The organism is Rhodococcus sp. IEGM 1302 (assembly GCF_030056935.1).
Taxonomy (GTDB): Bacteria; Actinomycetota; Actinomycetes; order Mycobacteriales; family Mycobacteriaceae; genus Rhodococcus_F; species Rhodococcus_F qingshengii.
Genome location: NZ_JASHKY010000009.1, coordinates 1 through 26,394, shown reverse-complemented (window position 1 = coordinate 26,394; position 26,394 = coordinate 1). Strand labels below are relative to the sequence as shown.

At 62.0% G+C, this 26,394-nt stretch carries 23 protein-coding genes, 1 pseudogene and 1 riboswitch; of the genes and pseudogenes, 7 read left to right on the top strand and 17 right to left on the bottom strand.

Translation table 11 applies throughout. From position 1 onward, the window contains the following. Complete coding sequence (locus QM609_RS15315) at window positions 1–729, top strand: aspartate/glutamate racemase family protein (RefSeq protein ID WP_007733934.1); 729 nt, start codon at window positions 1–3, stop codon at window positions 727–729. Here the strand turns inward: QM609_RS15315 and QM609_RS15310 are convergent. Both QM609_RS15310 and QM609_RS15305 read right to left on the bottom strand, forming a co-directional pair. After that, complete coding sequence (locus QM609_RS15310) at window positions 696–1,871, bottom strand: MFS transporter (protein ID WP_003939751.1); 1,176 nt, start codon at window positions 1,869–1,871, stop codon at window positions 696–698. The genes QM609_RS15315 and QM609_RS15310 overlap by 34 nt on opposite strands. Before the next feature lie 98 nt (window positions 1,872–1,969). Then, window positions 1,970–2,281, bottom strand: a complete 312-nt coding sequence (locus tag QM609_RS15305) for an ArsR/SmtB family transcription factor (protein WP_007733929.1) — start codon at window positions 2,279–2,281, stop codon at window positions 1,970–1,972. Between the two features lie 338 nt (window positions 2,282–2,619). On the opposite strand from QM609_RS15305, the gene QM609_RS15300 reads away from it, so the two are divergent. Both QM609_RS15300 and QM609_RS15295 read left to right on the top strand, forming a co-directional pair. After that, entirely contained in the window at window positions 2,620–3,870 is a 1,251-nt protein-coding gene (locus QM609_RS15300; RefSeq protein WP_202425829.1) for an MCE family protein, read from the top strand. A gap of 82 nt (window positions 3,871–3,952) precedes the next feature. Continuing rightward, window positions 3,953–4,708: a class I SAM-dependent methyltransferase gene (locus QM609_RS15295; protein ID WP_030535277.1), complete on the top strand. Its 756-nt coding sequence runs from the start codon at window positions 3,953–3,955 to the stop codon at window positions 4,706–4,708. Between the two features lie 43 nt (window positions 4,709–4,751). Here QM609_RS15295 and QM609_RS15290 read toward each other — a convergent pair whose 3' ends face one another. The 8 genes from QM609_RS15290 to QM609_RS15255 all read right to left on the bottom strand — a co-directional run bounded on the left by QM609_RS15290 (window position 4,752) and on the right by QM609_RS15255 (window position 14,337). Continuing rightward, window positions 4,752–5,504, bottom strand: a complete 753-nt coding sequence (locus QM609_RS15290) for a MerR family transcriptional regulator (protein ID WP_030535276.1) — start codon at window positions 5,502–5,504, stop codon at window positions 4,752–4,754. Between the two features lie 75 nt (window positions 5,505–5,579). Continuing rightward, complete coding sequence (locus QM609_RS15285) at window positions 5,580–7,067, bottom strand: flavin-containing monooxygenase (protein ID WP_007733920.1); 1,488 nt, start codon at window positions 7,065–7,067, stop codon at window positions 5,580–5,582. After that, window positions 7,064–7,984 (bottom strand): hypothetical protein, encoded by a 921-nt coding sequence (locus QM609_RS15280; RefSeq protein ID WP_030535274.1) that lies wholly within the window; start codon window positions 7,982–7,984, stop codon window positions 7,064–7,066. The genes QM609_RS15285 and QM609_RS15280 overlap by 4 nt, the downstream gene beginning before the upstream one ends. A 1-nt stretch (window position 7,985) precedes the next feature. After that, on the bottom strand, window positions 7,986–8,897 hold the full coding sequence (locus QM609_RS15275; protein WP_050654767.1) for an SDR family NAD(P)-dependent oxidoreductase: 912 nt from the start codon (window positions 8,895–8,897) through the stop codon (window positions 7,986–7,988). Between the two features lie 169 nt (window positions 8,898–9,066). Next, window positions 9,067–9,996, bottom strand: coding sequence for an allantoinase PuuE (puuE, locus tag QM609_RS15270; protein ID WP_003940421.1), 930 nt, complete (start codon window positions 9,994–9,996; stop codon window positions 9,067–9,069). 16 nt (window positions 9,997–10,012) lie between these two features. Next, entirely contained in the window at window positions 10,013–10,999 is a 987-nt protein-coding gene (gene alc, locus QM609_RS15265) for an allantoicase (protein ID WP_030535271.1), read from the bottom strand. A gap of 3 nt (window positions 11,000–11,002) precedes the next feature. Beyond that, window positions 11,003–12,247: a DUF6986 family protein gene (locus QM609_RS15260; protein WP_050654768.1), complete on the bottom strand. Its 1,245-nt coding sequence runs from the start codon at window positions 12,245–12,247 to the stop codon at window positions 11,003–11,005. Window positions 12,248–12,309: 62 nt separating this feature from the next. After that, the gene (locus QM609_RS15255) at window positions 12,310–14,337 is read right to left on the bottom strand and encodes a CocE/NonD family hydrolase (RefSeq protein WP_050654769.1); all 2,028 of its coding nucleotides are present in this window, start codon (window positions 14,335–14,337) and stop codon (window positions 12,310–12,312) included. A gap of 92 nt (window positions 14,338–14,429) precedes the next feature. Between QM609_RS15255 and QM609_RS15250 the strand changes: the two genes are divergently transcribed. The 3 genes from QM609_RS15250 (at window position 14,430) to QM609_RS15240 (ending at window position 17,952) form a co-directional block, all read left to right on the top strand. Beyond that, a complete protein-coding gene (locus QM609_RS15250; RefSeq protein WP_050654770.1) occupies window positions 14,430–15,401 on the top strand; it encodes a pseudouridine synthase in 972 nt (323 codons plus the stop codon). Window positions 15,402–15,476: 75 nt separating this feature from the next. Further along, window positions 15,477–17,012 (top strand): CYTH and CHAD domain-containing protein, encoded by a 1,536-nt coding sequence (locus QM609_RS15245; protein ID WP_050654771.1) that lies wholly within the window; start codon window positions 15,477–15,479, stop codon window positions 17,010–17,012. A 49-nt stretch (window positions 17,013–17,061) separates the two neighbouring features. Then, window positions 17,062–17,952 (top strand): universal stress protein, encoded by an 891-nt coding sequence (locus QM609_RS15240; RefSeq protein WP_050654772.1) that lies wholly within the window; start codon window positions 17,062–17,064, stop codon window positions 17,950–17,952. 54 nt (window positions 17,953–18,006) lie between these two features. On the opposite strand, the gene QM609_RS15235 is transcribed toward QM609_RS15240, so the two are convergent. Beyond that, complete coding sequence (locus QM609_RS15235; RefSeq protein ID WP_007733901.1) at window positions 18,007–18,747, bottom strand: VIT1/CCC1 transporter family protein; 741 nt, start codon at window positions 18,745–18,747, stop codon at window positions 18,007–18,009. A gap of 131 nt (window positions 18,748–18,878) precedes the next feature. Between QM609_RS15235 and QM609_RS15230 the strand changes: the two genes are divergently transcribed. Continuing rightward, window positions 18,879–19,637 (top strand): SDR family NAD(P)-dependent oxidoreductase, encoded by a 759-nt coding sequence (locus tag QM609_RS15230; RefSeq protein ID WP_050654773.1) that lies wholly within the window; start codon window positions 18,879–18,881, stop codon window positions 19,635–19,637. A 3-nt stretch (window positions 19,638–19,640) separates the two neighbouring features. Here QM609_RS15230 and QM609_RS15225 read toward each other — a convergent pair whose 3' ends face one another. The 6 genes and pseudogenes from QM609_RS15225 to QM609_RS15200 form a co-directional block, all read right to left on the bottom strand. Beyond that, window positions 19,641–20,273 (bottom strand): TetR family transcriptional regulator, encoded by a 633-nt coding sequence (locus tag QM609_RS15225; protein ID WP_007733896.1) that lies wholly within the window; start codon window positions 20,271–20,273, stop codon window positions 19,641–19,643. 114 nt (window positions 20,274–20,387) lie between these two features. Further along, the gene (ftsW, locus tag QM609_RS15220) at window positions 20,388–21,764 is read right to left on the bottom strand and encodes a putative lipid II flippase FtsW (RefSeq protein ID WP_050654774.1); all 1,377 of its coding nucleotides are present in this window, start codon (window positions 21,762–21,764) and stop codon (window positions 20,388–20,390) included. Between the two features lie 224 nt (window positions 21,765–21,988). After that, on the bottom strand, window positions 21,989–23,350 hold the full coding sequence (locus QM609_RS15215; protein WP_167398237.1) for an MFS transporter: 1,362 nt from the start codon (window positions 23,348–23,350) through the stop codon (window positions 21,989–21,991). Between the two features lie 69 nt (window positions 23,351–23,419). Continuing rightward, on the bottom strand, window positions 23,420–24,814 hold the full coding sequence (locus QM609_RS15210; RefSeq protein ID WP_003939710.1) for an NtaA/DmoA family FMN-dependent monooxygenase: 1,395 nt from the start codon (window positions 24,812–24,814) through the stop codon (window positions 23,420–23,422). Window positions 24,815–24,843: 29 nt separating this feature from the next. Next, window positions 24,844–25,923: an LLM class flavin-dependent oxidoreductase gene (locus QM609_RS15205; protein WP_050654776.1), complete on the bottom strand. Its 1,080-nt coding sequence runs from the start codon at window positions 25,921–25,923 to the stop codon at window positions 24,844–24,846. Window positions 25,924–25,927: 4 nt separating this feature from the next. Further along, window positions 25,928–26,023: riboswitch (SAM riboswitch) on the bottom strand. Window positions 26,024–26,202: 179 nt separating this feature from the next. After that, window positions 26,203–26,394 (bottom strand): annotated as a pseudogene (locus QM609_RS15200) (ABC transporter substrate-binding protein); the annotation flags it as partial.

Genomic DNA, 26,394 nt, shown 5'->3' with positions numbered 1-26,394 from the left:
ATGAGAATCAAGGTGATCAACCCCAACACCACGTGGGCGATGACCGCCAAGATCGAGGAATGTGCCCGGACCGTCGCAGGCTCGGGCACATTCGTCGAGGCTGTCAGCCCTGCCATGGGTCCCGCGTCGATCGAAAGCCACTACGACGAAGCTCTCAGCGTCCCCGGAATCCTGACCGAGATCGCCGCCGGAGAAAAGAACGAAGTCGACGGCTACGTCATCGCTTGCTTCGGTGACCCAGGTCTTGATGCAGCCCGAGAGTTGGCCAAGGGCCCCGTCGTAGCTGTTGCCGAAGCGGCCATGAACTACGCAAGTTTCCTGGGTCGCGGATTCAGCATCGTGACCACTCTCGGTCGAACCCGCGGCCGCGCAGCCGATCTGGTGGACCGGTACGGCATGCAGGCTCGGTGCCGGGGTATCCACTCCTGCGAGATTCCGGTTCTGGAACTCGATCGTGATCCCGACGCGCGAAAGGTGATCTTGGAAGCCTGTTTCGACGCATTGGAGCAAGACGACTCGGACGTCCTCGTGCTGGGTTGCGCCGGCATGGCGGACCTGTGCCAGGACTTGTCCGACGAACTGGGTGTCCCGGTAGTCGACGGCGTTGCCGCTGGGGTCACGATGGTTCAGTCGTTGGTCACCCTCGGACTGTCGACCAGTTCGCGCGGCGAGTTCGCACGCCCACTTCCCAAGAACTACACCGGTACACTGACACCGTTCTCGCTGTGAGCGTGCCTGAGCGAGAGTCGAACACCTGTCACCAGCAGCGCCAGGATCGCGAACAATACTCCAGCCCAGACTAATTGGCGGGTTTCGAAATGCGCGAGAAACAGTCCACCGACCGCAGTGCCGAGCGTGATCCCCAGGTTGGAGAACGAGATGAAAAGGCTGTTGCCGAATTCAGGCGCGTCGACTGCATCTCGCCCCATCCAGCTCTGCGAAACCACCAGTCCACCGGAATGCACTACACCCCAAACCAACACGGCTACAACCATCGCGCCGAAGTACGGGCCCGCCAGATAGAGCATCACGTAGACGACGATGTACAGCAAGGGAAAAGCCACAACCGTGCGCACCACCCCCTTGGCGAGCAGAGCCCCGAAGACGAAGTTGCCGAAGATCATCACGACACCGAAAGCCAATAGCATCGCGCTGATCCACGATCCGCTCATGCCGGTCACTTCGCCGAGGTATTCGGCAAAGTATCCGTACACCGAGAACATGGCTGCGAAGACGAAGGTGACGGAAAGAATGGTCAACCACACGCGCGGCCGGCGAAGTATCCCGACCTGTGCACCGTACGACAGGCGTTGTGTCACAGGAGCCGAGGGCAGAAGTACGACAATCCCGAGAAACGCGAGAACGTTGACCACGGCGCCGAACACGAATGCTGTCGACACCGAAAAGTTCTCGGCCAAATAGGACGTCAAGGGCACGCCGAACGCGAATCCGACTGTGACGCCTGCAAATACCTTGGTCACCGCGGCGGTCGCCTGTTCCGGCGATACCAGACGAACCGCACTTGCAAGCGCGACAGCGAAGAAGACCGGATGAACCACGGCGGGGATGATCCGAAATGCAAACATCACCTCGAAACTCGATGTGGTCGCATACACCACATTGGAGACCGCAAAGACTGCAATCGCTACCAACAGAACGGTTCTCCTGTTGATTCCCGAGGTGATCAGCGTTGTGAACGGACCGGTCACCGCCACGACGAGTGCAAACACACCGACCAACCATCCGGCAGTCGACGCGGTGATACCGAACTTTTCGCTGATCTGAGGCAGAACCCCGATAATGCCCATCTCCGTAGTGATGATTCCGAATACACCCAACGCCAGAACCGGTATCAACAATTTCGACTTCACGACACACTCCTCACTACTTCGCCACACAAGACAGTTACATATCTATATATGTAGATATATTTGGTTGAACAACCCGACCGACGAGGGCAATTCGGCCGCTACAGCTTTTCGCGAACGAATTCCCTGAACTCGCCGATCACGGATTCGTTTCGTCGGTAATACGTCCACTTCCCGATGCGCTCGGACTCGAGCAGACCCACGTCTTTCATGCCCTGCAGATACCCCGAGATCACCGACTGGGCAAGTCCCGATCGCCCCTGGATGTCACCGACACAGACTCCGATGTGAAACCCGAGATCCTGCTGCGTATACGAGTCCTCGTCGAAATACTTCGCCGGGTGCGCGAGCCACTCCATGATCTGCAGGCGAGTCGGGTTGGACAGCGCCTTGAAGATCGCCAAAGCATCCATGGACCACACCCCTCTGCACGACAACCGGAACGCATCTACTTTTATGGATATGTTTGGCGAAGTCAAGCCCGATTCAGACCGAAAGCCGTCTGCATCACATCGAAGCATTCGAAGTGAGCTGCGACACTTACGTTTCGACGACCTGCGGAAATCTCAGCGTCGACTTTCTATCTGTGACGACTTGTTTATAGTTATCGCCAACAACGAATTGCCGGAAGTTTCCGGTTCACCTCAGAACGTCCGTGGGTGAACACAATTCGCTCAACACCAGCCGTACCCGGCTTGTCATTCGGGAGTCGAACCATGAACACACCGCATCAGTTCAGGGTCGTCACCTCATGGTGATGTCGAAGCTCGCCAAATGGCAGCTGGTCGCCCTCGTCGTGGTTGCACTCCTGGGCTTGATCTATGTCGGAGCGAAATACGTACGGCTGGACAATCTTCTGGGATTCGGCCAATACACGGTCAAAACCGAACTGGCGACGTCCGGTGGCATCTTCACCAACGCCGAAGTGACCTATCGCGGTGTACCCGTCGGACGCGTCGGTGACATGTCGCTCACGTCCGACGGAATCGAAGTCGACCTGTTGATCGACAGCAGTGCTCCGCAGATTCCCGCATCCGCGCGGGCCGTGGTGGCCAATCGCTCAGCCATCGGCGAGCAGTACGTCGACCTTCAGCCCGATACCGACCAGGGCCCGTTCCTCGAAGACGGCTCGGTGATCGCCGTGGGCGACACAACCACGCCGATCCCGATCGAGAATGTCTTGACCAGCGCCAACGGTCTGGTGCACTCCGTTCCGGTCGACGCACTCCACACCGTCGCGAAAGAACTCGGCGCGGCATTCAACGGCAAGGGCGAAGATCTGCAGGTACTTGCCGACTCGCTGTCGGGGATCTCCCAGTCGGGCCTCGACACCCTTCCCCAGACCCTCGGACTGATCCGCGACAGCCAGACGGTGCTCACGACCCAGTCCGATCAATCGTCGGCGATCAAGCAGTTCAGCACCGACCTCGACGCACTGACGGCGCAATTGCGCACCAGCGACCCCGACATCCGACGCGTGATCGACAACGGCATACCGGCCAGCGAACAAGTCGGCTCTCTCGTCACCGAAGCCGGCCCCGCGCTCACGACCAACCTCTCCAACCTCTCCGCCGTTGCAGCGGCAGCCGCACCGACACTGCCCTCGCTGCAGCCATTCCTGCTCTTCCTGCCTGCGCTCGCCGGGGCGGCGCCCACCGTTGCACCGGGAGACGGCACAGTACATCTGGGCTTGGTACTCGAGACCAACAACCCGCTCTCGTGCACCGTCGGTTACGAAGGGACCATGGCGATCCTCGACGAGATGAAGCGCAAGGACCCGAACTTCGACGACACGACGCAGAACTTCCCGTTGAACACTGCCGCCAACTGCCAGGCACCTCAGGGCAGCGAAACGGGGGTTCGTAGCGCCAACCGCATCGCGTTCGCCGACCCGAACACCTCGCAACCGTGGGACGGCAAGCCCAAGGTGGACCCGGACAAGCTCAACCTGAACCCGATTGCCACTCAACTCGCACCGATGCTCGGCGCCACCCCGAAGTAGCCGTAAACAACTGGCACCGTCGACCCTCCGCGACGATGATGATGTGATGTCGGAAGGAACGCCTGAAGGCGAGTCACAGAGCATGTCACGAGGTTTCGACGAACTTGTCGCCGAAGCGGAATCCGCCTCCGTCGACGGGTGGGATTTCTCGTGGCTCGACGGACGCGCCACGGAGCAGCGTCCGTCGTGGGGGTACCAGAGGCTGATGGGTGAACGTCTCGGCCGCGCCGGCGCCGCATTGGACATCCAGACCGGCGGCGGCGAAGTCCTCGCCGCTGCACCGTCACTCCCGCCGGTGATGGCAGCAACCGAATCCTGGCCACCGAACATCGCCAAGGCCACCGCCCTTCTGCGTCCTCGAGGTGTGGTGGTGGTCGCCGATCCGGACGAGCCGCCGCTACCGTTCGCCGATTCGGCTTTCGACCTGGTGACCAGCCGACACCCAGCGACGGTGTGGTGGACCGAAATCGCGCGGGTACTCGAACCGGGAGGAACGTACTTCGCTCAACATGTGGGTCACGCCAGCGTGTTCGAACTGGTCGAGTACTTTCTCGGTCCTCAGCCGCAGGCTCGTCGCGGACGGCACCACGAGGACGAAACTGCCGACGCGATTGAGGCCGGGCTCACCGTCGTCGACCTGCGTTTCGAGCGTCTGCGCATGGAATTCTTCGACATCGGCGCCGTTGTCTACTTCTTACGCAAGGTGATCTGGATGGTTCCGGGATTCACCGTCGCGCAGTATCGGGACCGGCTCCGCGAACTCGATCAGCAGATCCGTCGCGACGGATCTTTTGTCGCGCACTCGAGTCGATTCCTGATCGAGGCACGCAAGAGCTGAGCGCACCGCGACGGGCCGCACATCCCGAACGTGATCGATGCTGCTAGTCGGACTCGTCGGCGTCGCTCCGCGAGCCGATCGCAGCGGCAAGATAGTCGCCGAGTTCACGCTGAAGGTTCGCGTCGAGTGCCCGGGCCAGTGCCGAATGTACCGACGCCACACCGAGTTCACGCATCGTCTGGAGCATCTCGGCTGTTCCGGCAACCTCGTCGCCCTCCGGGAGCCAACCGACCCCGTGCTGATCGACGATGCGATCCTTTGCCGCCTGAATCAGGTCTTTGGCGATCCCGTCCACAGCGTTGTGAAGCTTTTCGTGCACATCGACCAGTTGATCGAGAGTGAAACCGTAGTCGAGGAGACTCGAAAATCCGCTGAGCAAAGCAGGATCGGTGAAAACGCAGTTCTCTCCTTCGATCTGTACCAGTCCGAGATCTACGAGACGATCCAGTTGACCATCTGCATCTCCCCCGAGAAACTCGCGTACGACGGCCATCTCGATACTCACGGTGTCGCTGCGGGACCATGGTTCGGTGACCGCGTGCTGCAGACCCAGCACCTCTGTCAGGTCTTTCCCGCTTTCCCACCCGGTGATGAAGTCGTCGATATGCGCAGTGGTGAAACCTCGTTGAAGAAGCGTGTCGATCAGCTTGAGGCGTTCGAGGTGCGCGTCGCCGTAGATGCCTACCCGCCCACGCTTCTCCGGCGGAGGAAGCAATCCACGTTCCTGATATGCCCGTACATTCCGCGAGGTGGTGCCCGCAGCGCGCGCTAGATCGTCGATGCGGTACTCGGTCACCGCCTCGTCTCCTCTGCCGCGTCGGTCGTCACGATTCCAACTTAGTGGCAACACCAGGCCGATCAGAACCCGGGATCAGGTCTGCGCGGTGTCTTTCTCGCGCACCGTGCTCGTGTAGTCCCGAAGATCCACCGATTTCAATTGGTTCACGTACTGGGTCGCGAAACCGGGAAACATAGTGGCATTGAATCCTTCGTCGGTGAGATACCAACTCGAACATCCCGAGTTCCACGTGGTCTTCGACAGCCGACGCTGCAACTCGACGTTGTACGCATCTTCGACATCTTGACGAACATCGAGTGCCTTGAGGTCGCGCTCGAGAACGATCTTGATCGCTTGGGCGAGATAGTCGAGTTGCGCTTCCATGTACACAAGGGCGGAGCTGTGCCCCGGACCCGAGTTGGGTCCGAAGGTGAAATACAGGTTGGGATAACCGGATACCGCAATGCTCTTGTACGCACGCGCCCCGGATTTCCACTCCTGAGCGAGCACACGTCCGTCCCGGCCGATGATCGGGACCGGTGTTCCGGTCTTGCAAACGTCGAAGCCGGTGGCGAAGACGATGCAGTCGAATTGATGCTCGATCCCTTCGACCGTGCGAATGCCATGTGGCGCCAATCTCGCGATCGGCCAGGTCACGAGTGTGCAATTGTCTTGCTGGAGAGCCGGGTAATACTCGCTGGTCATCAGCAACCGCTTGCACCCTGCCCGAAAGTCGGGAGTGAGTTGTCGCCGCAACCACGGGTCCTTCACCTGCATGCGCAGATGAAGACGCCCGACTGTTTCCACCACCCTCGTCAACGGGGATTCCCACACCACCCCGAGAGCTACCGATTCGTGTCCCCAGTACCAAGCCCGACGCGCCAGAGTCTGGACGACCGGATGACGACGGTACAGATCCTTCGTGCGAGATCGGGTGCGTAGGTTTGCTCGCGGCAATGCCCATCCCGGTGTTCGTTGGAAAACCTTCACTGATCGTGCAGTTTTCACGAGTTCAGGGACGATCTGGACGCCACTGGCCCCGGTTCCGATCACTGCGACCCGCTTGTCGGTGAAGTCGTAGTCATGGTCCCAGCGAGCACTGTGAATCTTGTGTCCTTCGTAGCTCTCCAAACCCGGAACAGCAGGAAAGCTGACGTTCGCCAGCGGACCGGACGCCATGACGACGGTCCGGGCAATGACCGCTTCACGGCCCTCGAGCGCGATCGCCCAGACACCTGTCTGCTCGTCCCACTCGACGCCCGTGACGTTGCACCGAAACCGAATCTTCGGCTCGAGGCCGAACTCTTTCACCATCGTTCGGATGTAGCCGAGGATCTCCGCGCTGGCCGAGTAGGTGTGCGACCAGTCCGGGTTCGGGGCGAAACTGTACGAGTACAGACGGGACGGAATGTCGCACGCAGCTCCCGGATACGTGTTGTCGCGCCACGTCCCGCCGACCTCCGTGCCGCGTTCGAGAACGACGAAGTCCTCGATACCGTTCTGCTTCAACCGAATCGCCGCTCCGATTCCTGCGAAACCTCCACCGATGATCGCCACTGACAGTGGCTCGGCAGTACTCATGCGAGTGGCTCGTACGTAAGTTCCTTGGCCCAGGTCGGCTCGGAATTGAGCCTGCTGCCGGAAAGTCGGCCAGTGACCTTGACCATCCGATCGGCAAGCAGATGGTAGGGATGGTTGCGATTGATGACCATGTTGCCGTGCCACTTCACCACCCGATACATCGGGACGCGGAGCGCGGCCGGACTCCGTTCGCCTACGTTCCTGAATCGCTTCATCGCGGTGTAGAGCCGTTCCTCGTTCACTCCCATGTCGACGATGTTGTCGCGCATCTTGTTCAGCAGCGGGATGTAGCGAAGTGTCCCGATGATCAACGCCGGATTCAACCAGGCGCCGACGGTTTCGACAACGAGCTTGCGCGTCGTCGAGTGCCCGAGCATCTCGATCACCGCAAAATCGACCGCCAGATGCCTGGACTCGTCTGCATTGATCTTCTTGAACACAGCCTGACAGACCGGATCCTCGATCTCGTCCATGATGAACTTGACCAGGGCTCCGTCGAGCGCCACCTCGAGCATCGGTATGACGGTCCCGAGAATCGAGAGCGACAAACCGTCGGAATGCTTGTCCAGCCAGTCGATGACGAGCTTGACGTTGATGTTGGGCTCGGGCATCTCGTCGCCGTCCAGCATTCCCCACCGACGCATCAGCGCGAGTTCGGCGTTGGCGTGCTTCTGTTCCTCGGCGTGGAAATGCCGATAGATGTCTCGGAGAGTTTCAGTCGGCGCCTTGAGAGCCATCGCAGCGAAGCCACGGGCACCGACGTTCTCGATCCACATCAGGTCCGACATGAACGGTTTCAGCTTCGCATGAAGCTCTGGACTGATCGTCTCGGCGCCCGGAGCATCCCAGTCGATGTCCACCAGAGCCCATTGGCGGTCCTTGATCTTGTGCAGCATGCCGTCGAAATCGAAGGACATGTCACGCTCCTTTCGTGCTCGGCGAGTTCGTCTCCGGCGCCGCCGAAGTTCCAGATGATCCCGACTTCTGTTTCGGTGCAAAGCGATTGAGAACTCCACAGCCCCACGTGTATGCAACGGGTAGATACCGTTTGAGTCGCCAGATCACCTTCGCATCGAACTGCGGCACCACGTAGAGTCGACCCTTGTCGTAGGCGTCGAGAGTGGTGACGGCGATGCGCTCCGGCGAAAAGCCGGTTCGCCGCATCAACGCTTGCGCCAATTGTGTTGCTTCCGCGGTGATTCGGCCGTCGAGAGCAACATTTGTCTTGACGAAGGTCGGACACAGCACCGTCACCCGCACTCCCGTACCGGCAAGTTCAGCGGACAAGGTCTCCGAGAGCGACATCACGGCGGCTTTACCGACGTTGTAGGGCGCCATCAGCGGCGCAGCCGCAAACCCAGCAGCCGAGGCCACGTTGATGAATCCCCCGGCGCCGCTCGCACGCAGTTGTGGAGCAAATATCTCACAGCCGTGCACGACACCCCACAGATTGATCCCGAGTGCCCACTCCCAATCGTCGAAACCGATCTCGCCCACCGGTTTTCCACCGATACCCACCCCGGCATTGTTGATCACCAACGAAAGCGGACCCGCAAGTTCGAGTTCCGCGAACAACGCCAGGTCCTGAACCTGCTCACGAATTGACACATCGCATTTGACGGCGTGCGCGGTACCACCGATCTCATCGATGAGTGCCACTGTGTCCTTGGCCCGTTCCAGCGAGATATCCGCGCAGATCACCTCACCGCCTCTGCGCGCCAACTCCAACGAAAAGGCACGGCCGATTCCGCTGCCGGCGCCGGTCACCACTGCGCGGGCATTGTGGGACAACTTCGATCCGCGGTTCTTGGTCGGTTTCTTGGTCGGCACCGGTCGGCTCACCTCGAAGACGCTTCGACTGCTGTGTGTTTCTCCATCTCCAAAGAGTCATCCACAACCGTGCCAGTTGTCAATGGCCTAGAATTCGATGGCGGAATACGCGGCAGTCGAACCAGTACCCGGACTGCTCGAATGAAGTCTTTTGTCGACCGACCGTGATCTAAACGGGGTGCGCGGTCTTCCAGTGCTCGGCGATGTCGATGCGCCGCGCGATCCAGACCTTCTCGTGTGACTGCACGTGGTCCAGAAATCGCTCGAGAGCGGCCGCACGGGCAGGGCGGCCGACTATGCGGCAGTGCAACCCGATCGAGAGCATCTTGGGCGATCCGGCCGTCCCCTCCGCATACAGCACGTCGAAGGCATCGCGTAGGTGCGCAAAGAACTGATCACCGCTGGGAAATCCTGCGGGAGAGGCGAAACGCATGTCGTTGGTGTCAAGGGTGTACGGAACGACCAGGTGCTTCACCGATTCTGCGCCACGCGGAACGTCGACCCAGTACGGCAGATCGTCGGCGTATGAATCGGAGTCGTAGACGAAGCCGCCGTGCTCGACGACCAATTCGCGGGTGTTCGGTGAATCGCGCCCGGTGTACCAACCGAGAGGCGCCGAACCCGTCAGATCTCGCAGAATCTGCACCGCCTCGGCCATGTCAGCGCGTTCGCGCTCGATGTCCACGGATTGGTAAGACTTCCAACGTAATCCGTGGCACGCGATCTCGTGGCCCAACTCCTGAAAAGCACTGACTGCTTCGGGGTTACGCTGCATCGCCCGCGCCACCGCAAAGACCGTGAGAGGCAGGTTTCGCCGCTCGAAGGTTCGCAGTACACGCCACAACCCGGCCCGTGAGCCGTACTCGTACAGCGATTCCATGCTCATGTGTCGATTCGGAAATGCCTCTGCCGGAGTCATTTCCGACAGAAATGTTTCCGAAGCCGCGTCCCCGTCCAGGACGTTGTTCTCGGCTCCCTCTTCGTAGTTGAGCACGAACTGAACCGCTATCCGCGCGTCGCCGGGCCAGTGCGGATGCGGCGGATGAGGGCCGTACCCCACCATGTCCCGGGGATAGTCGTCGCGCGGATAGTCGCTCATGCCAACAACTTTACCGTCAGCGCCCGGAGATCACAGCGCGAGCAGCGTCGGTGAGTACGCCGAAGACTCTCAGCCGCGCCAGGCCACCGTCCGGGAAGATGTCCAGACGAACATCGGTGACCTGGACTTCGGAATCGATCGGAAAGCGATGGCGCGTATCCGGACGCAGCGTCGTGCGCGGCAACAGTTCGATCCACTCCCCCTCCGACGTCCGCCCGGTCAGAGCGCCCTCACCTGGACTGTTTCCGAGGAAGTACGAGGTGTCGATCTCGACGAAACTCAGCACGCCTTCACCCGCGAGTTGTACTTGCACCCAGTCGTTTCCGTTGTCGCGGCGCCTGGCGGTCTCCCACCCGTCACCCATCGAAGCAGCGCGTCCGGGAAACAGGATGTTCTGCGGTGAGCTGTAGAACATGTTGGAGCAATCGGTCACGCGGCCACCGTTTTCGAGTGCTGCGAGGTCCAACGGCCCGGCATCGAGGAAACGCGGGTCCGGCCGCGCTTCGCCGTGAACACGGAATCTCGCCACGCCGCCGTCCGGGTAAATGGTCAGCTTGACGTGCGTCCACCGCTCCTCCGACGCCACCGAGAACGGATTCTCCGAGTCACCGTGCACGGTCGAGCGCTCGACGATGGTTGTCCACTCGCCGGATCCGGCCAGGTCGGCGGGATCCGGATACCCGTCGACCGAGATTGCTTCCACCGAGATCTCGGGCGGGTAATTGCCCTTGAACCACGCGGTGTCGACCACGACGCCTCGCACCACTCCGGGAACACCGAGTCGAACGATCGCCTCGTCATGGCCTGCCACCCGGCGGCGACGCGTCTCCCAACCGTCGTACACCTGCCCCTTGTGACCGAACGTCGCCGGCTGGTACCCGGCCTTGCCTGGGCGGATCAGGGCCTCACGCTCGGCAAACGCCTCGTCGTTCGCCCAGATGACGGCTCCGCCGAGGGTGCGCAGTGCGAGATCGGGCAGCAAGGTGAATTCGGTGGTGCTCATCGGTCAGTGTTCTCCTGTGATCGGTGTGGTGCGTCCTACGAGGTGACGGAGTGCGTTGGTGTCGGCGCTCGGGGCGAGCCGGAGAACTTCGGATTCCGGATAAGCCCCCGCGTCGAGCCCGCGCAGTACCACCGCTGCGAGCGCCTGGGCGGTTGCAGGTTCGTCCATCACGTCGCCACCTTGGCGCCCCAAGTACGACTGGATGCGCGGGGCAGCGGCGCCGAGCGCGTTGCGATAGAAGCCGAACGTGGCGAGCCAGCGGGTGACCAGATGCCCAGGGTGCATGTCCCACCCCTGGTAGTAACCGCGTTCCAGGGACCGCGTGACGAGGCGATGGTGCCGAGTGATCGCGTCGCGGATCGCCGTGGCGCTCCCGACAGGCGCGACCTGAGTCGACCCGTCGCACACCCAGACGCCGGTCTGCGCGGCAGCAGCCAACATGACAGCCTTTGCGTGGTCTGCCACCGGATGTTCGAGCGACTGATGACGCGATGCAATTCCGCAAGCTGCACTGTAATCGTAAGTGCCGTAATGCAAACCGGTCAGACGACCGGCACCGCGATGGATGGCCTGAGCAACTGCCACCGTTCCGTCGGCCGCGATGACCGCCTGCGGGCTCTCGATCTGCAACTCGAACCGAAGCGAACCGAGCTCGAGTCCGTGCGCCTTCTCCAGCTCTTCGCAGAGCAACACCGTCGCCGTGACCTGCTCCACCGCGCGCAGTTTGGGAACGGTGAAGACAAATCCGTCCGGCACTCTGCCGGCCGCGTCGAGCACAAGCTCGAGCGTCCTGATCGAGCGCCGACGCTCACCGGCCGGCAACCCCTTGAACCTGATTCCACTCCAGTTCGGCCCGGCAGGATCAGCGCTGAGCGCGGCAAGCGTCTGTCCGGCCGACGTCGCTGCATCGTCTTCTTCTTCGTCGCTGCGGCGTCCGTACCCGTCCTCGAAATCGATCCGAAAGTCTTGGACCGGCTTGCGGCCGAGTTGAACTCGCACATCAGCGAGCGCATTCTCCGTGTCGAGATCGGCGAACACATGAGCATGGGAATCGAGAAGCGCGATCGCCTGCTCACCCCAGAGTCGAGGGGTGTCGACGGTTGCATCCGCGGCACTGACGTAAATCGTGTGCACGGGTTGGATCTCGTCACGGTTTCCCGGGTACTGCGCCGCGAGCCGCTCGTCCACCGGATCCAGAAGTCCGTCCAGACGATCGTGGACGGCGGCGGAGAGTCGGGATTCTGTCATCGGACGATCTTCTCAGAACGTCCGCGAGCCCGCAGGTTCTCACGCCGCCGATCCAATCCGAGTCAGCGGCCCCCGACGAACGGAACGTTGACGAAGCTCGGCCGGTCTGCAGCCAACTCGATGTGCTGCGGTTTGAGTTGGCTGTCGGCGAGCATCGGGCCGAGCGCCAGGTATCGCGGCACGCTGGCAGCGTAGACGTCGACGCGGAGCCGGTGCCCCGGTTGCAGCACTGCGTCCGTCGGGAGCATGTTGATGTCGACGGTGGTGACCTCACCGGGAACCACCGGCTGACGCGTGTCGATCGTCAGATAGTGGTGCGGTTCACTGTAGTCACCGTTGGCCGAGCGAGTGCTCTTCGAATCGTCGACTGCCCGCAGCGACGCAGTCAGAGCGCCGTTCGTGATCGGTGTCGATGTTCCGTCCGGTGCTACGTCGTTGACCGTCGCTGCCCAGAATCCGTCCGTCGCGTCCAGGACGGTCTCGAGGTGGACGTTGATCGGGCCCGAGAGTGAGGTCGGCTCCGTCACTGCCTCACCGGTGAACGTCAGGCCCTCCGCTTCCTGGAATCGGGAATCCTTGGAACACGTCGCACCGAGCACCACGGAGATCCCGGCAGTTCCCTGAGTTCCGTCACCGGAGCAGAAGCCTCGCAGTCCTGGTGCGACTGTCAATCGCGCTGCGGCACTGGGCGGGTCATTCGTCAGCGAACCGTCGTGCGCTGCGTGGGCGGCAGTACCGCTGGGCGCAGAGTTCAGATACATACGTTCGTAGCTCGCACCGGCTCGCGGGAACTGATCGTCCGTGATCCATCCGCCGCCTTGCTGGAACATCGTCACCGGACCGTAACGATCGATTCCGTTGTCGATGCCCTTGAGCCACTTGTCGAACCACGCACGTTCGAGCACGTCGAGGCGCGGCGGCGCACCGTCCTTGCCGAATCCTCCACCGGGAGTGACGTGATAGCCGTTCCCCATGATCAACTGCTTCTGCCCGGGCGGCAGATCGATTCCGTTGTAGATCCGCGGCTCACTGTTGGCGAAGATGTCGTGCCAACCGCCGTAGACCATCGTCGGAACGGCGATGTTGCCGACGTCAGCGGCTCGGTCCTGATAGAACTGCCCGTCTTGCGCGACTTGCAGAGTCGACGGTGACACGTCCTCGATTCTCTGAGCCGTCATCGCTTGCACCAGTTCGGGAATCAGCGTACCGGGATCCTCGAGGCGGCTCGCCAACCACAGGGGATCGAAGTTTCCTTGCAGGATGTCCTGAACGTTCGGGATGAGTTTGAGCCCGTTGACCGCGGTCAACCACAACGGCATGAACCCGACTCCGAGGCCGCCACCGGTTCCGACGATGTCGCGCAGCAGATCGTTGCCAGGTTCGACCGGGAAGATCGCCTTCAGTGCAGATGGATTGTTGCTCGCCGCCTGCACCGAGTTGATCGCGGAGTACGAGATGCCCGCCATCCCTACTTTCCCGTCGGACCACCCCTGCTTGCTCATCCAGTCGATGACCTCGACCGAATCCTGTTGCTCGCGCTTACCGAGCACGTCCCAATTACCTTGGGAGAAGCCGGTTCCACGTGCGTCGACCACTACCTGCGTGTATCCGTTCTGGACCAGATCACGGTTGACGCCGAGAACCCTGGCGCCTCCGCCGGCGATGACGCCCGTCAACTCCGACACGCCGTCGAACGGCGCCGCGAGGTCGAGCGAGTTCGCAACGTCCATCAGCGTCTCACCGACCTGCGGGATCGACAGAGCTGAATCCACCAGTGTGTCCAGCAGTTTCGTGTACGGCGTGATGTTGAGGACCGAAGGCGTCTTCGATTCCACGGCCCGCCCGGATGCATCCGCCGGTCGGTACACATTCGCTTGCAGAACTGTGCCGTCACTCATCGTGATGGGCACGTCCCACTCGATCGAGACCCCCGGATACTGCGGCGTCGCCTCCGTTGCCGCGAGCCAGGCCTGCCCGTCCGACCCTCCCGTCGGATCCGCAGAAGCGACGGCGCTCGGCACCGCCAATCCCACGACGCACAGCCCCACCGCAATCGTTGTCGACCTTCGACGTAGAAGTCGTGTCCTCACGAAAACTCCAATTTTCTGTTGTGATGACCCAGCCCTGCCCCCACGACAGTGACCGGTGTCACGAACTTACCGGATAGTAACTTCCGTCCCATATGTCGTCAATAGGTCTGAATGCCGACCGGACGGCTAGCTTTGAAGATGTGTCACGATCACCGCTTCCCGTCCGCGACGGCCTGAACCCGAGTCGCATCCGTCAGCCAGACGACGGCATGTGGGCGACGACGCTCGACTATCTGCTCGAACGGTTTCCCCAGGACGCCGTCCGCCTACGGGAGAAAGTCGCAGCCGGGGAGGTCGTCGACGAGAAGGGTGTCGGAATCACCGAGACGAGCGCTTTTGCTCCCCGGCGGTTCGTCTACCTGTACCGCGACCCTCCCGTCGAAACGCGGGTGCCGTTCGAGATCGACATCCTTTATCGGGACGAAAACATCCTGGTCGTGGACAAGCCGCACTTTCTCGCGAGCACGCCCCGCGGGCGATACATCGCCGAATCGGCCTTGGTGCGGTTGCGTCGAGATCTCGATTTGCCGGAGTTGAGTCCAGCGCATCGCCTCGACCGCGTCACGGCGGGACTGCTGCTGTTCACCGTGCATCAGTCGGCCCGGCGCGGCTATCAGACCATGTTCGCCGAGCGCCGCGTCGCCAAGGAATACGAGGCCATCGCGCGTTACGACGCGCAGGTGAGCACTCCCGTGGTCGTGCGCAGTCGCATCGTGAAAGAACGCGGCGTGCTCAAGGCCGCGGAGATCGAGGGCGAACCCAACAGCGAGTCGCGGATCGAACTGATCGAAACGCGAGACGGCTTCGCGCGTTACCGGTTGATTCCCCATACCGGCAAGACCCATCAACTTCGCCTGCACATGACCTCGCTCGGGCTACCGATCCACGGCGACAACTTCTATCCCGACTTCTACGACGTTGCCGCAGAGGATTATTCGAACCCGCTGCGCCTGCTGTCGAAGGTTCTCGAGTTCGAGGATCCCACGACCGGCCGGCTGCAACGGTTCGAAAGTCGGCGGACCCTGTCCTGGCCGGACGAATCAGGCAGTGGCGACTCGCCGTAGGGACCCCGGACCCTTCCACTGCGCCTCCGATACCGGGAGGATGGAAGCGCAGACCGCACCGCAAGAGGAGACCAGATGAGCAAGACCGCCGTCGTACCCGAAGCCGTACGGGAGATCGAGCGCAAGTACGAGGCGCCGGCCGAGCAGGAAGTTCCCGCCTTGGGCGGACTTCCCGGTGTTGTCGGCGAACCGGTCCACGACTCGATACAGCTCTCTGCCACCTACTTCGACACCGCGGACTACCGGTTGCTGGCCGAGAAGATCACGCTGCGCAAGCGTGAGGGTGGCGACGACGGGGGGTGGCACATGAAACTTCCCGCAGGCCAGGACGCTCGAACCGAAATCCAACTTCCCCCGGACGAGAGCACCGATGTGCCCTCGCCGCTGTCGAGTCTGATCCGGGCGATCATTCGCGGTCACGATCTGGTGCCGGTCGCCCTGATCATCACCGATCGGGAGCGCACCAGGCTCAACGGCGAAAACGGTGTGCTGCTTGCCGAAGTGGTCTCCGACACCGTCATCGCCTGCAAGGCAGACGGTTCCGGAGAGTCGACGTGGCAGGAAGTCGAGGTCGAACAAGGCGCAGGCGGGCAAGAGCTGGCCGATGCAATCGAGTCGGTTCTACTGGACGCCGGGCTGGAGCGCTCTGCGAGTCCGTCCAAACTCAAACGAGCACTGGGCACGTCGGTCACACCGTACGCCGGTCACGAGGTCACCTCGGGCAAGGCGTCGAATCCGCGGATTCTGTTGCGTAATTACCTCATCGAACAATTGCGCGCACTGGTCGCCGCGGATCTCGGCACGCGTCGGGCCGACGACGAAGCCGTTCACGACTTCCGGGTTGCGGCACGTCGCATCCGCAGCGCTCTGCAGTCGTACGCCGGCCACTCCCCCAAGACCGACGATCTCATCACGGATCTGCGGTGGATCGGTGGAAAGTTCGGTGACGCCCGCGACGTCGAGGTCCAGTGGGAGCGTCTTGTGGAACGCCTCGGCGAAATCGACGAGATGCCCGAGCGAGAAGCTGTGCGAGCTCGAATCGACGAGTTCTTCTCTGCACGTGGTGAAACCGCCCAGGAAACAGCCCTCGAGGCGCTCGATTCCGAGCGATACACCACGCTGCTCGATCGCCTCGACGAGTACGTCGGCGACCTCGAATTCGACACCGCCACCCACCGCGTCGGAAAGAAGGCATCGGCACGAGAGTTGGCCCATACCCTGCGGCACCTGGCACACAAGGTCGGTAAGCGGGTCGATCACGTCTTCGATGCCGATAGCCGCACCGAGCGTGACGAGCGAATGCACCGCGCCCGCAAGGGAGCCAAGCGGATGAAGTACGCGATCGAGGTCATGGAACCCGTGTCGAAGAGCCGAGCGAAGCGTGCACTGAAGCATTTCAGCCACTTCCAGGATGTTCTCGGCGAGCACCAGGATTCCGTTGTCGCCCAACATCATCTACTTGCAATGGCAGCCGAGCAGGAGCATACCTCGCTCACCAGTTTCGGATTGGGCATGGCCTACCGACGAGAACTGGAAATAGCCGACGGGCAATCGACCCTGCTACGCAAGACGTGGAAGGAAGCCGTGAAGTCAGCATCGTCACTCTGGTGACGTCGCTGTAACCAGTCGACCGATCTCGATCATTTCAGAGGGAGTAGACATGAACACACTTGCAGGACACCAGGATATCGTCGCCGGTATCGACGGATCCGAGGCCTCGACGGCGGCGGCCCGGTGGGCGGCCTCCGTCGCGAACGCGGTGAACTCACGGCTGATTCTGGCGCACGCCCTGCCGCAAGAGGGCCCGATCTACAGTCCCGCTGCGGTGATGTTGCAGTCACAGTTCCTCAGCCAGATCCGCGAAGACGGCGAAGCGATCGTCGATGCCGCCGCCGCGGTGATTTCGGCCGAATTCCCCGAACTGACCATCGAATCCGAGATCGCGCCAGGGCCGGCGTCGACGCATATCCTCGAATCCTCGGGTACCGCACGCCTGATCGTGATGGGGTCGACCGGATCGGGTGCACTGCGCTCACGGCTGCTCGGATCGACCGCACTGAAGGTGGCCAATCATGCAACCTGTCCGGTCACCGTGTGGCGTGGTTCGGCGGAGAATCCCGGTCCGGATCAGCGTCCCGTCATCGTCGGAGTCGACGGAAGCGCGTTGAGCAAGAAGGCCGTCGAGTACGCGTTTCGTTATGCCGATCAGTTCGACGCGCCGCTCATCGCGGTCCACACCTGGCAGGGCTCGTCCACCTTCCGCGAAGGCGGAGCGGGAATCCTGATCGACTGGGAGGCTGTCGAGCAGGAGGAATCGGCGCTACTGGCGGAAAATCTAGCCGGTATGGCCGACCAGTACCCGGACGTGCCGGTCACCCGCATCAGTGAACCCGGTGCCGCTGCTCCCGTCATGCTCAAATATGCCGACGACGCACAGTTGATAGTTGTCGGAAGTCACGGACGCAGTGCGATGGCCGGCGCCGTGATGGGCTCCACCAGCCAGAATCTGCTGCACCATGCGCCAGGGCCGGTCATGATCTGTCGCGCCTGAATTGCTGTGCGCCTTTATTAACCCCCCGCGGTTAATAAAGGCGCACAGCAGGGGTCAGGCGAGACCCGTGCCCACCAACTGACCTACTCCGTACGTCACGGCCATCGCCAGCGCGCCACCGATCACCACGCGTAGCACCGCTCTGGTCTTGCGAGCTCCGCCGAGCGTCGCGCTGATCGTCCCGGTCAGCGCAAGTGCGATCAGCACCGCGAAAAATGCGATAGGGACGCGGATGCCTGTCGGCGGCACCAGAATTGCGACCAACGGGATCGCCGCGCCGATCGTGAACGAGATTGCCGACGAAATCGCTGCATGCCACGGATTGGTGAGATCGTCTGGATCGATACCCAATTCGACTTCTACGTGCGCCGCGAAGGCGTCGTGCTCGGTTAATTCTTCGGCGACGCGGCGGGCCGTCTCCGGACTCAATCCCTTGTTCTCGTAGATCTCGGTCAGTTCCTGAAGTTCAGCCTCCGGGGTCTCGAGGAGTTCCTTCTTCTCCTTCTGCAGGAGTGCGCGTTCGGTATCCCGCTGAGCGCTGACCGAGACGTACTCGCCCAACGCCATGGACACAGCGCCGGCAACCAGTCCAGCAAAACCGGCTGTGAAGATTGCTGAGCGCTCGGTTGTGGCTGCCGCAACACCGACCACGAGGCCTGCGGTCGAGACGATTCCGTCGTTTGCACCCAGAACACCTGCACGCAGCCAGTTCAGGCGATTGTTCAAACTCGGTGCGTGAGGTTCCGATTCCCCACCGGGCGCCCCGTCGGTCAACTGCACACTGTCTCCGGACATGGCAACAGATTAGGACGATCAGTCCGGTTGCGATAGCAATCTGAGCCTGTCCTTCGCGCACTGATATATTCCGATTGGCACCCCAACCAAGCATTTGTTAGGTTTGGAATCGGCAGACATCTGGAGGCATTGTGAGCGCAGTACGCACCGCTTTTGTCAGCGGCGGAACCGGTGGAATCGGGTCGGCGATCGCCCTGACCCTCGCCGAACGCGGACACGACGTCGCCTTCACCTACCGAAACAACAAGGGCGCTGCCGAGCAACTGAGCGAGCGGATTCGAGCGCATGGCGTGCGCGCCCACTCGTACTCTCTCGACTTGACCGACGAGTTGTCGATCAGCGCCGCCGTCAACGATGCGGTCGATGATCTGGGCACATTGACGACGCTGGTCCACGCTGCGGGACCGCACGTCCCGATGACGCACCTCTCACGTGTGACGCCGGCGTTCTTCACCGAACAACTCAACCAGGAGGCCGCGGCGTTCTTCACCCTCGTCCACACCGCCCTGCCTGCGCTGCGTGCATCCTCGGGTTCGGTGGTGGCGGTGACAACCGCGGCAACGGATCGCTTTCCCGTGCGCGACGGACTCTCCGCTGGCACCAAAGGGGCTGTCGAACAACTTGTTCGCGGATTCGCCGCAGAGGAAGGACGCTACGGCGTCCGGTTCAACGCTGTAGGACCAGGCATGTTGACGGACGGAATGGCGGAGCGCCTGATCAGCTCCGCCGAACTCGACCAAGGCGCGCTCGACGTGACGATGAGCCGAATCCCGTTGAAGCGCTTCGGATCAGCTGCCGACATCGCCGAAGCAGTATGTTTCCTCGCAAGCGACGCGGCCGGATTCATCAGCGGCCAGAAGCTCAACGTCGACGGTGGCTACACCGTCTGAGCGCTATCCGCCCAACTTGCGAAAGACCAGTCGCACGGCAAGTTCCAGGTGCGCCATCACCTCGTCCGTCGTCATCCGGCCCGCAACCCACGAGACGAGACTCGACATCCAGACGTCGTCGATCACCTTCACCGCGTCCAACTGCTGCTGCGAGACTTCCTCGACACCGATCGCCTTCGCGAACATCTCGGTCACGACCCCACCGAGCGCGTTGAGTTCCGGAGTCGCCGACGCGTCCGCGAACATGTACGCCCGAACCAACGCTTCGTAACGGAGGTGATCGGTCTCGAGGACCTCCGTATTCTTGCGCAGCACAAACAGAATCCGGTCCGACGGAGTCTCGCCCGGGATTACAAAGTCTTGGAATCTGTCACGCAAACCCTCGAACATCCACAACAATGCGACGACAAGCATGTGGTTCTTGGACGGGAAATACCGGTAAACAGTGCCGATCGCGACGCCGGCGCGATCGGCCACCGATCGCATCTGCACCGCGTCGTAGCCGCCTTCGGAGGCGGATTCCATTGCGGCGTCGACAATCCGGCGAAAACGCGCTCGCTGCGACGGCGTCGTACGACGTCCGGTCACCGAGCTACGTTCGACCACCGACTGGTCTGCCTTGTCGCCACCTGCCATGTCCACAACCCTTATTAGACGTCGTTTTGCCGACTCCCAATGTAGCCGCCCAACGCAATTGTCGGGTGCATGACTGCCCGCTTCCGAACTGCCTGCCAGTGGAACTGGCCCAGATCAGGAAGCGCGCCGCGGCCGATCGGATCGGCCGCGTCTACGTGGATCTTCCGACCAGTCGCGAGAGGGTGCGCGTCGGCCCGGAGCTGGAGTCCGGCGTCTGTCGGGTTGTGGTGCCCGTCGTTCCGGTCGGCGTTGACCGCCAGGGGCAGGCTGGGCGCGGCGAGCGGGCGGCCTACGTCGATCGGTCTGTGGCTTCTTGGCAATGCCGAACCGAGGCTTGCCGAAGACCAGCGGTATCCAACCGCGACCGCTGCTCTCGACCGAGGCGACAGCCTCGGGCTCACGGAAGGCTGCGTGCGCGATGAGCCCGAACATCAGCAGGGTGGTGATCATCGACGTTCCGCCCGCCGAGATGAGCGGTAGTTGCAGACCGGTCACCGGAATCAGGCCGACGACGTAGGCGATGTTGATGAACGCCTGCACGACGATCAACGTCGTTGCCGTCGCTGTCATGACTTTGAGGAACGGATCAGTGGACCGTTTCGCGATCCGCAGTCCGACGATCAGAACCGCGGCGAAGAGAGCAACGACGATCAGCGCACCGACCAGACCCAACTCTTCACCGATCACGGCAAAAATGAAGTCGTTGTGCGCCTGCGGGAGGTAACTCCATTTGGCGTCGGACTGCCCCAGACCGCGACCGAAGATGCCGCCGTTCGCCAATGCGTACTTGGCCTGAGTGCTCTGGAAGTTCAAACCCTGCGGGTCGAGATCAGGATTGAGGAAAGCCTTGATGCGATCCGAGCGGTAACCAGCAGTAAGCCCGAGCACGAGAAATGCGACTGCGGAACCGAGCGTGAGGCTGATGAATGTCTTCATCCGGAACAGCCCGAACCACAGCACCGACATGAAGATGATGCCGATGGTGATGGTGGTTCCGAGGTCCTTCTCCAACACCACCAGAACCAGAACCAGCAGCGTCGTACCGCCGATCACCGGCAGCGCACGGTTGACATCCATCCGCGCGTTCATGAACGACGCAACCGTCGCCGCGGACCAGATCGCCAGAGCAAGTTTGGCCAGCTCCGACGGCTGGAAGGAAATACCCGCGATCACGAACCAGCTGCGAGCACCCATTTGTTCCGAGCCGATACCTGGAATCAGCACCAGGACAAGCAGAACAAGACACAGGATCAGCAGCCATGGTGAGGCTCTACGCATCGTTTCGGTCGGCAACCGCACGACCGCCACGAACATCACCAAGCCGATCGCTGCGAACATGCACTGCGGCCAGAAGCGGGCGTAGGACGTCCCGGACAGAACATAGGATTCGACGCCCGAAGACGACAGCACCATCAGCAGTCCGAACGCGACGATCAGCACGACCAGACCGACGATCATATGGAAATCGAACAGTGGCCGATTGGTCCACATCGCCGTTCGAGCGCGGAAGGGTGTCGATGTGCGGTCACGTTTTTCCGACGCTCCACGGGGTGAGTTAACTGGCTCTCCACTCCCGCGACCGTTGGGCTTGTCTTCACTGCGACCGGTCACCACACAAGTATCGTCCCACGACTCCTAACCCATGGGTAACACAAGTCCCATGAGTCACACGGGCTCGGCCTCCCGAGGTCCATGTAGACCCACGAAATACCAGGTCACGTCCTTCGCCGGCGTCGGTCTGCCACCGCTCCCGCCAACGAGAGCGTCAACATGACCACGCAGACGGCAAGCGCGATCCCGAACGCACGTCCGTATCCGTCGGGCGAGCATCCGAGTACACCGAGATACAACCCCGATACCGCGGCCAGCGAGATGGTCGCTGACAGGCGCTGAGACAGTTGAAGGAAACCCGCCGCAACACCGTTCGCGCCCGGCGGTGCATATTCGAGAGTCAGTACCCGATTGGGCGCGTCGACCAAACCGCTGGCAACTCCCGACAACACCGCCAGGACCACCAGCACCGGGATCAGATGTTCCCGCGGAATCAGATTGACCGCTGCGATGTAGCCGAGGATGACAAGGATCTCGCCGACGATGGCAAAAACCACTGCACTTCGGCCGAACCTGGCAACCAGCCGCCATCCGAAAGCCGACGTCAATGCCATCGCGAGTGAGCTACCGGTCATGATCAACGCCGCACTCAGCGGGGCGAAGCCCAAACCCTCGATCAGATAGAGGCTGAGCACCGCGTTGACGGCGAGGATGGATCCGAACCAGAAGAGTGCAACCGTCGTACCCAACCGGAAGCCCCGCGAGGCGATCAACGACGGAAGCAGTACCGGCGTCCCGCCGCGCTCGGCGTACCGACGTTCCCAGAACCAGAAGGCAACGGCAGCGCCGAACGCACCGATCAGGAAAGCCGCAGCCACAGTGACACTGGTTCGGGTCACGATGGGCCACAACAGGAGCCCGGTCGTAGTCGCCAGCAGACACAGCCCAACCGGATCGATCGACGCGCCCGATCGGGTAGTTCGATCACGGCGCAGAAAGCGAAACGCCAAAATCAGAGTGATCACGGCAAACGGCACGTTGAGAACGAGAAGCAACCGCCATCCGAAGTCGGCGTCAGAATACTTCAGCAGAACGCCACCGAGGATCGGTCCGGAAACGCCGGCCAGACCACCCGCGGTGCTGTACGCGCCCAACGCCTTCGCCCGAGCCTTTCCGGACACCCGGTCGGTGATGATGCCGAGCACCTGCGAACTGATGGTGCCTGCGCCGATCCCCTGCCCAAGACGAGCCAACACGATCATCGACGGATCCGACGCACACGCTCCGAGGATTCCCATCACCGCGAAAATGCTCAGGCCCGCCAAGAACAAGCGTCGACGCCCGACGACGTCACCGAGTCGGCCCGCCGGCACAAGGGCCAAGCCGAAAGTCAGCGAATAGCTCGCAAGGATCCACTGCACCTCGGAGGTCGACGCGCCCAACGACGCCCGGATCGACGGAACCCCGATTCCGAGCACCGCCGAATCGAGAAGAGTGGTGAAGCCCGCGGCTACGCAGACGATGATCTCCCAGCGGACGGCCGAATCGAGCTTGGTGGATTCGGCCGCCGCTGTGACCGTGTGGGACAGGACCCGTTACCCCGCAGCTTCAGACGTGGCCCGACGCGTGAGCGGCGGTCGCAACCCCAAGTGCTCTCGCAGCGTCGACGTGGAGTACTCGGTGCGGTACGCCCCACGCTCCTGCAGTTCCGGGATCAACCAGTCGACGATCTCGTCGAGCCCGGTCGGCACCAGGTACGGCGAGATGTTGAAGCCGTCCGAAGCTCCGTTGCGCACCCAATGGACCAACTGATCTGCGACCTGCCCCGGAGTGCCCGCAAAACCCGAACGCTGCGAGGTCTCGATAGCGACCTGACGTAGGGACAGATTCTTTGCCTCGGCAAGAGCACGCCATTCACGTGCGATCGCAATGGGGTCGTTGCCGTCCCGCGCGGAACCGCGCGTCTCCGAAACCGGGCGGGCAACCGGATCTTCCTCGGGGAGTGGACCGTCGGGGTCTCGATCGGAAAGGTCCTTACCCCACACCAGTCCGACGAGAGAGAGGGCAGTCTGACCGGTGAACTGGCCTTCGAGGACCCACCGTGCCTTCTCCTCGACTTCGGACTCGTTCTCCGCCAACACGATCTGCGTGCTGGGCAAGATCTTGACGTCGTCCTCCGGTCGCCCGGCTTTACGCAACCGAGCCCGAATGTCGTCGGCGAAGTCGAGCGCGCCGTCGAAATGAGTCCCGTGTCGCGAGAAGATGACGTCGGCATGGGTCGCCGCGAAATCGCGTCCACTCGGGGAATCACCCGCTTGGAAGATGACCGGATGCCCCTGGCGGCTTCGGGGAAGCGTCGGCGTCACGGAGATGTCGAACTGTGAAGTCTGCCTGCGCACGTCGCCGACGGCACCCGGAGTAGACCAGTTCTCGGACGTGCGAGAATCCGAGATCGCGTCGTCGGCCCACGAATCCCACAGTGCCCGCGCGGTTTCGATGAACTGCCCGGCACGCTCGTAGCGCAGGGAGTGGTCGAGGAAACCACCGCGACGGAAGTTCTCTCCCGTCCACGCGTTGTCGGTGGTCACCGCATTCCAGCCGGCCCGTCCGTCGGAAAGTAGGTCGAGGCCGGAGAGTCGACGCGCAAGGTCGGCCGGTTCGTTGTACGTGGTGTTCTGTGTCGCGACCAACCCGATCTTGTCGGTGATACCGGCGAGGGCGGCCAACTGCGCAATGGCGTCGGGGCGGCCGGCGATATCCAGATCGAGAATCTTGCCGTTCTGCTCGCGAAGCCGCAGGCCTTCACCGAGGAAGAAGGCGTCGAACAGACCTCGCTCGGCGGTGAGTACCAACCGCCTAAACGTCTCGAAGTCGATCTGGGATCCGCTCGCGGAATCGGACCAGATGGTGGTGTGGTTGACCCCCTGGAAGAAGACACCGAAGTGAACGTGAGCGTCGGGTCGAGGTACGGCGGAGCGTGATGCAGTCATGGCCGAAATATCCTTAGCGCGAAGTCAAGTCAGGAGGAGTGGGCGAATCGATTTGAGGGCCGCTGCAGACCGAGGTTGCCCCTCAGGGTCGATCCCGGAACCGGGCGTCGCGTCAACCCGGCCTTGGACAGCGTCGGAAGCACGAATTTGGCCAGCACCGGAAGGTCCTCGTCGATCACGAGAGCATGGAAATGAACACCGTCGAGGTGTCCGGCCAATTCCTTCAGAACCACGGCCGCTTCCCCCGGATCTGCAGCCAGGAGCAGTCGGCCGGTGACGACGGCATTCCCGTACGAGTTCAGCTCGGTCCTCCGCTGCGCCGCAGACAGATTCGGCGTATCGAATGCCACATCGAGCTCGGCGACCACCAATGACGCGCCCTCATCGCGCGCCTTGGCAGCCGACTGTGCAATGGTCTCCACCGAATCACCGGAAACGAGAACAACATCCGGCTGGCGTGGATCGATTTCGCCGTAGCGGCCGAACACCACCAACTGGCCTTGAGGCGGCCGCGGAACGATTGCGGGCCCCTTCACCGAGAACGTGTCGCCCTCGAAATTGACGTAATGCAGACGATCACGCTCGAGGAAACGCCCACTGAGATAGTCACGAACGACGGCGTCGTCCTCCCACGAGTCCCAGAGATCGGTCACAACGGTGACCGAATCCCGCTGCTCTTGCTGACGCGCCGACTCCGTTGTTACCGGAGCCCTCCCCCACGCCCTCGCCGCGGCATCGTCTTCGACCGGAACAGCAAGCCAGCCGCCACGCCCACGCGAGGAGTAGTCCAACGTCGCCAATTGCGAGGACGTATGAAACGGTTCGGCGTACGTGGTCCCGACGACGGGGACCAGCCCGATCGTGCTGGTTGTCGCCGCCACGTACGACGCCCTCGAGACGGCATCGATGCGGCCGACGACGTCACCACTCGGGGGGAGGATGGAATCGTCGAACGTCGCGAACGTGAAGCCGGCATTCTCGGCAGCCGCGACGCGATCGCGCACGGCTTTGCCCGTGAGCAGCTGGTCCGGGCGGTGTGAGCTTCGGCGCCAGGCAGCGGGGTGAGTGCCCTCGCCGTCCAGTTCGATACCCACGGCAAATACAGTCATGTGTCCTCCATCGGTCCTGGCGGTAGCACCCACACTGCGGTTAGGTAGCGGGTTGCTGCGGCATCATCGAGCCAGGTCTCTCAGCCACTCTGGATGGTGGATGCAATCTATGCGGGCCACGCTGGGCAAGTCAAATCGCGCTTGTCGAATCATATTGACCTACAACATATTTCAATACAATCATCCTGATCGAAAGGGTTGCGCAACGCTAGCCGACGTAGACACGAAAGAGCCCCGCCCGACTCGCGTCGGACGGAGCTCTCGGTGTGCGCTGGAACGCTACTTCGCGCCCATCCATGCCTGATCGAACAGCATGATGCCGGTTGCAGTCGGAACCACACCGTGCACGTTCTTCTGCCAAGCCCAGAACGACGTGAGCCCGCCGATCGGCGCCGACGGAACCGTCTCGTTCCACAGCGTCTGAATTTTGCCGATGATCGCAAGAGTCGACGAATTGTCCTTGGCCTGTTG

Bases quoted from the DNA above. Each gene is read 5' to 3' on its own strand.
- QM609_RS15225 (WP_007733896.1), bottom strand. From the start codon at position 20,273: ATGGCAGGTGGCGACAAGGCAGACCAGTCGGTGGTCGAACGTAGCTCG.
- QM609_RS15260 (WP_050654768.1), bottom strand. From the start codon at position 12,247: ATGACAGAATCCCGACTCTCCGCCGCCGTCCACGATCGTCTGGACGGA.
- QM609_RS15305 (WP_007733929.1), bottom strand. From the start codon at position 2,281: ATGGATGCTTTGGCGATCTTCAAGGCGCTGTCCAACCCGACTCGCCTG.
- alc (WP_030535271.1), bottom strand. From the start codon at position 10,999: ATGAGCACCACCGAATTCACCTTGCTGCCCGATCTCGCACTGCGCACC.
- QM609_RS15210 (WP_003939710.1), bottom strand. From the start codon at position 24,814: ATGACTGCATCACGCTCCGCCGTACCTCGACCCGACGCTCACGTTCAC.
- QM609_RS15245 (WP_050654771.1), top strand. From the start codon at position 15,477: ATGAGCAAGACCGCCGTCGTACCCGAAGCCGTACGGGAGATCGAGCGC.
- ftsW (WP_050654774.1), bottom strand. From the start codon at position 21,764: ATGTGGACCAATCGGCCACTGTTCGATTTCCATATGATCGTCGGTCTG.
- QM609_RS15250 (WP_050654770.1), top strand. From the start codon at position 14,430: ATGTCGTCAATAGGTCTGAATGCCGACCGGACGGCTAGCTTTGAAGAT.
- QM609_RS15280 (WP_030535274.1), bottom strand. From the start codon at position 7,984: ATGTCCTTCGATTTCGACGGCATGCTGCACAAGATCAAGGACCGCCAA.
- QM609_RS15300 (WP_202425829.1), top strand. From the start codon at position 2,620: ATGGTGATGTCGAAGCTCGCCAAATGGCAGCTGGTCGCCCTCGTCGTG.
- QM609_RS15235 (WP_007733901.1), bottom strand. From the start codon at position 18,747: ATGTCCGGAGACAGTGTGCAGTTGACCGACGGGGCGCCCGGTGGGGAA.
- QM609_RS15285 (WP_007733920.1), bottom strand. From the start codon at position 7,067: ATGAGTACTGCCGAGCCACTGTCAGTGGCGATCATCGGTGGAGGTTTC.
- QM609_RS15315 (WP_007733934.1), top strand. From the start codon at position 1: ATGAGAATCAAGGTGATCAACCCCAACACCACGTGGGCGATGACCGCC.
- QM609_RS15240 (WP_050654772.1), top strand. From the start codon at position 17,062: ATGAACACACTTGCAGGACACCAGGATATCGTCGCCGGTATCGACGGA.
- QM609_RS15205 (WP_050654776.1), bottom strand. From the start codon at position 25,923: ATGACTGTATTTGCCGTGGGTATCGAACTGGACGGCGAGGGCACTCAC.
- puuE (WP_003940421.1), bottom strand. From the start codon at position 9,996: ATGAGCGACTATCCGCGCGACGACTATCCCCGGGACATGGTGGGGTAC.
- QM609_RS15295 (WP_030535277.1), top strand. From the start codon at position 3,953: ATGTCACGAGGTTTCGACGAACTTGTCGCCGAAGCGGAATCCGCCTCC.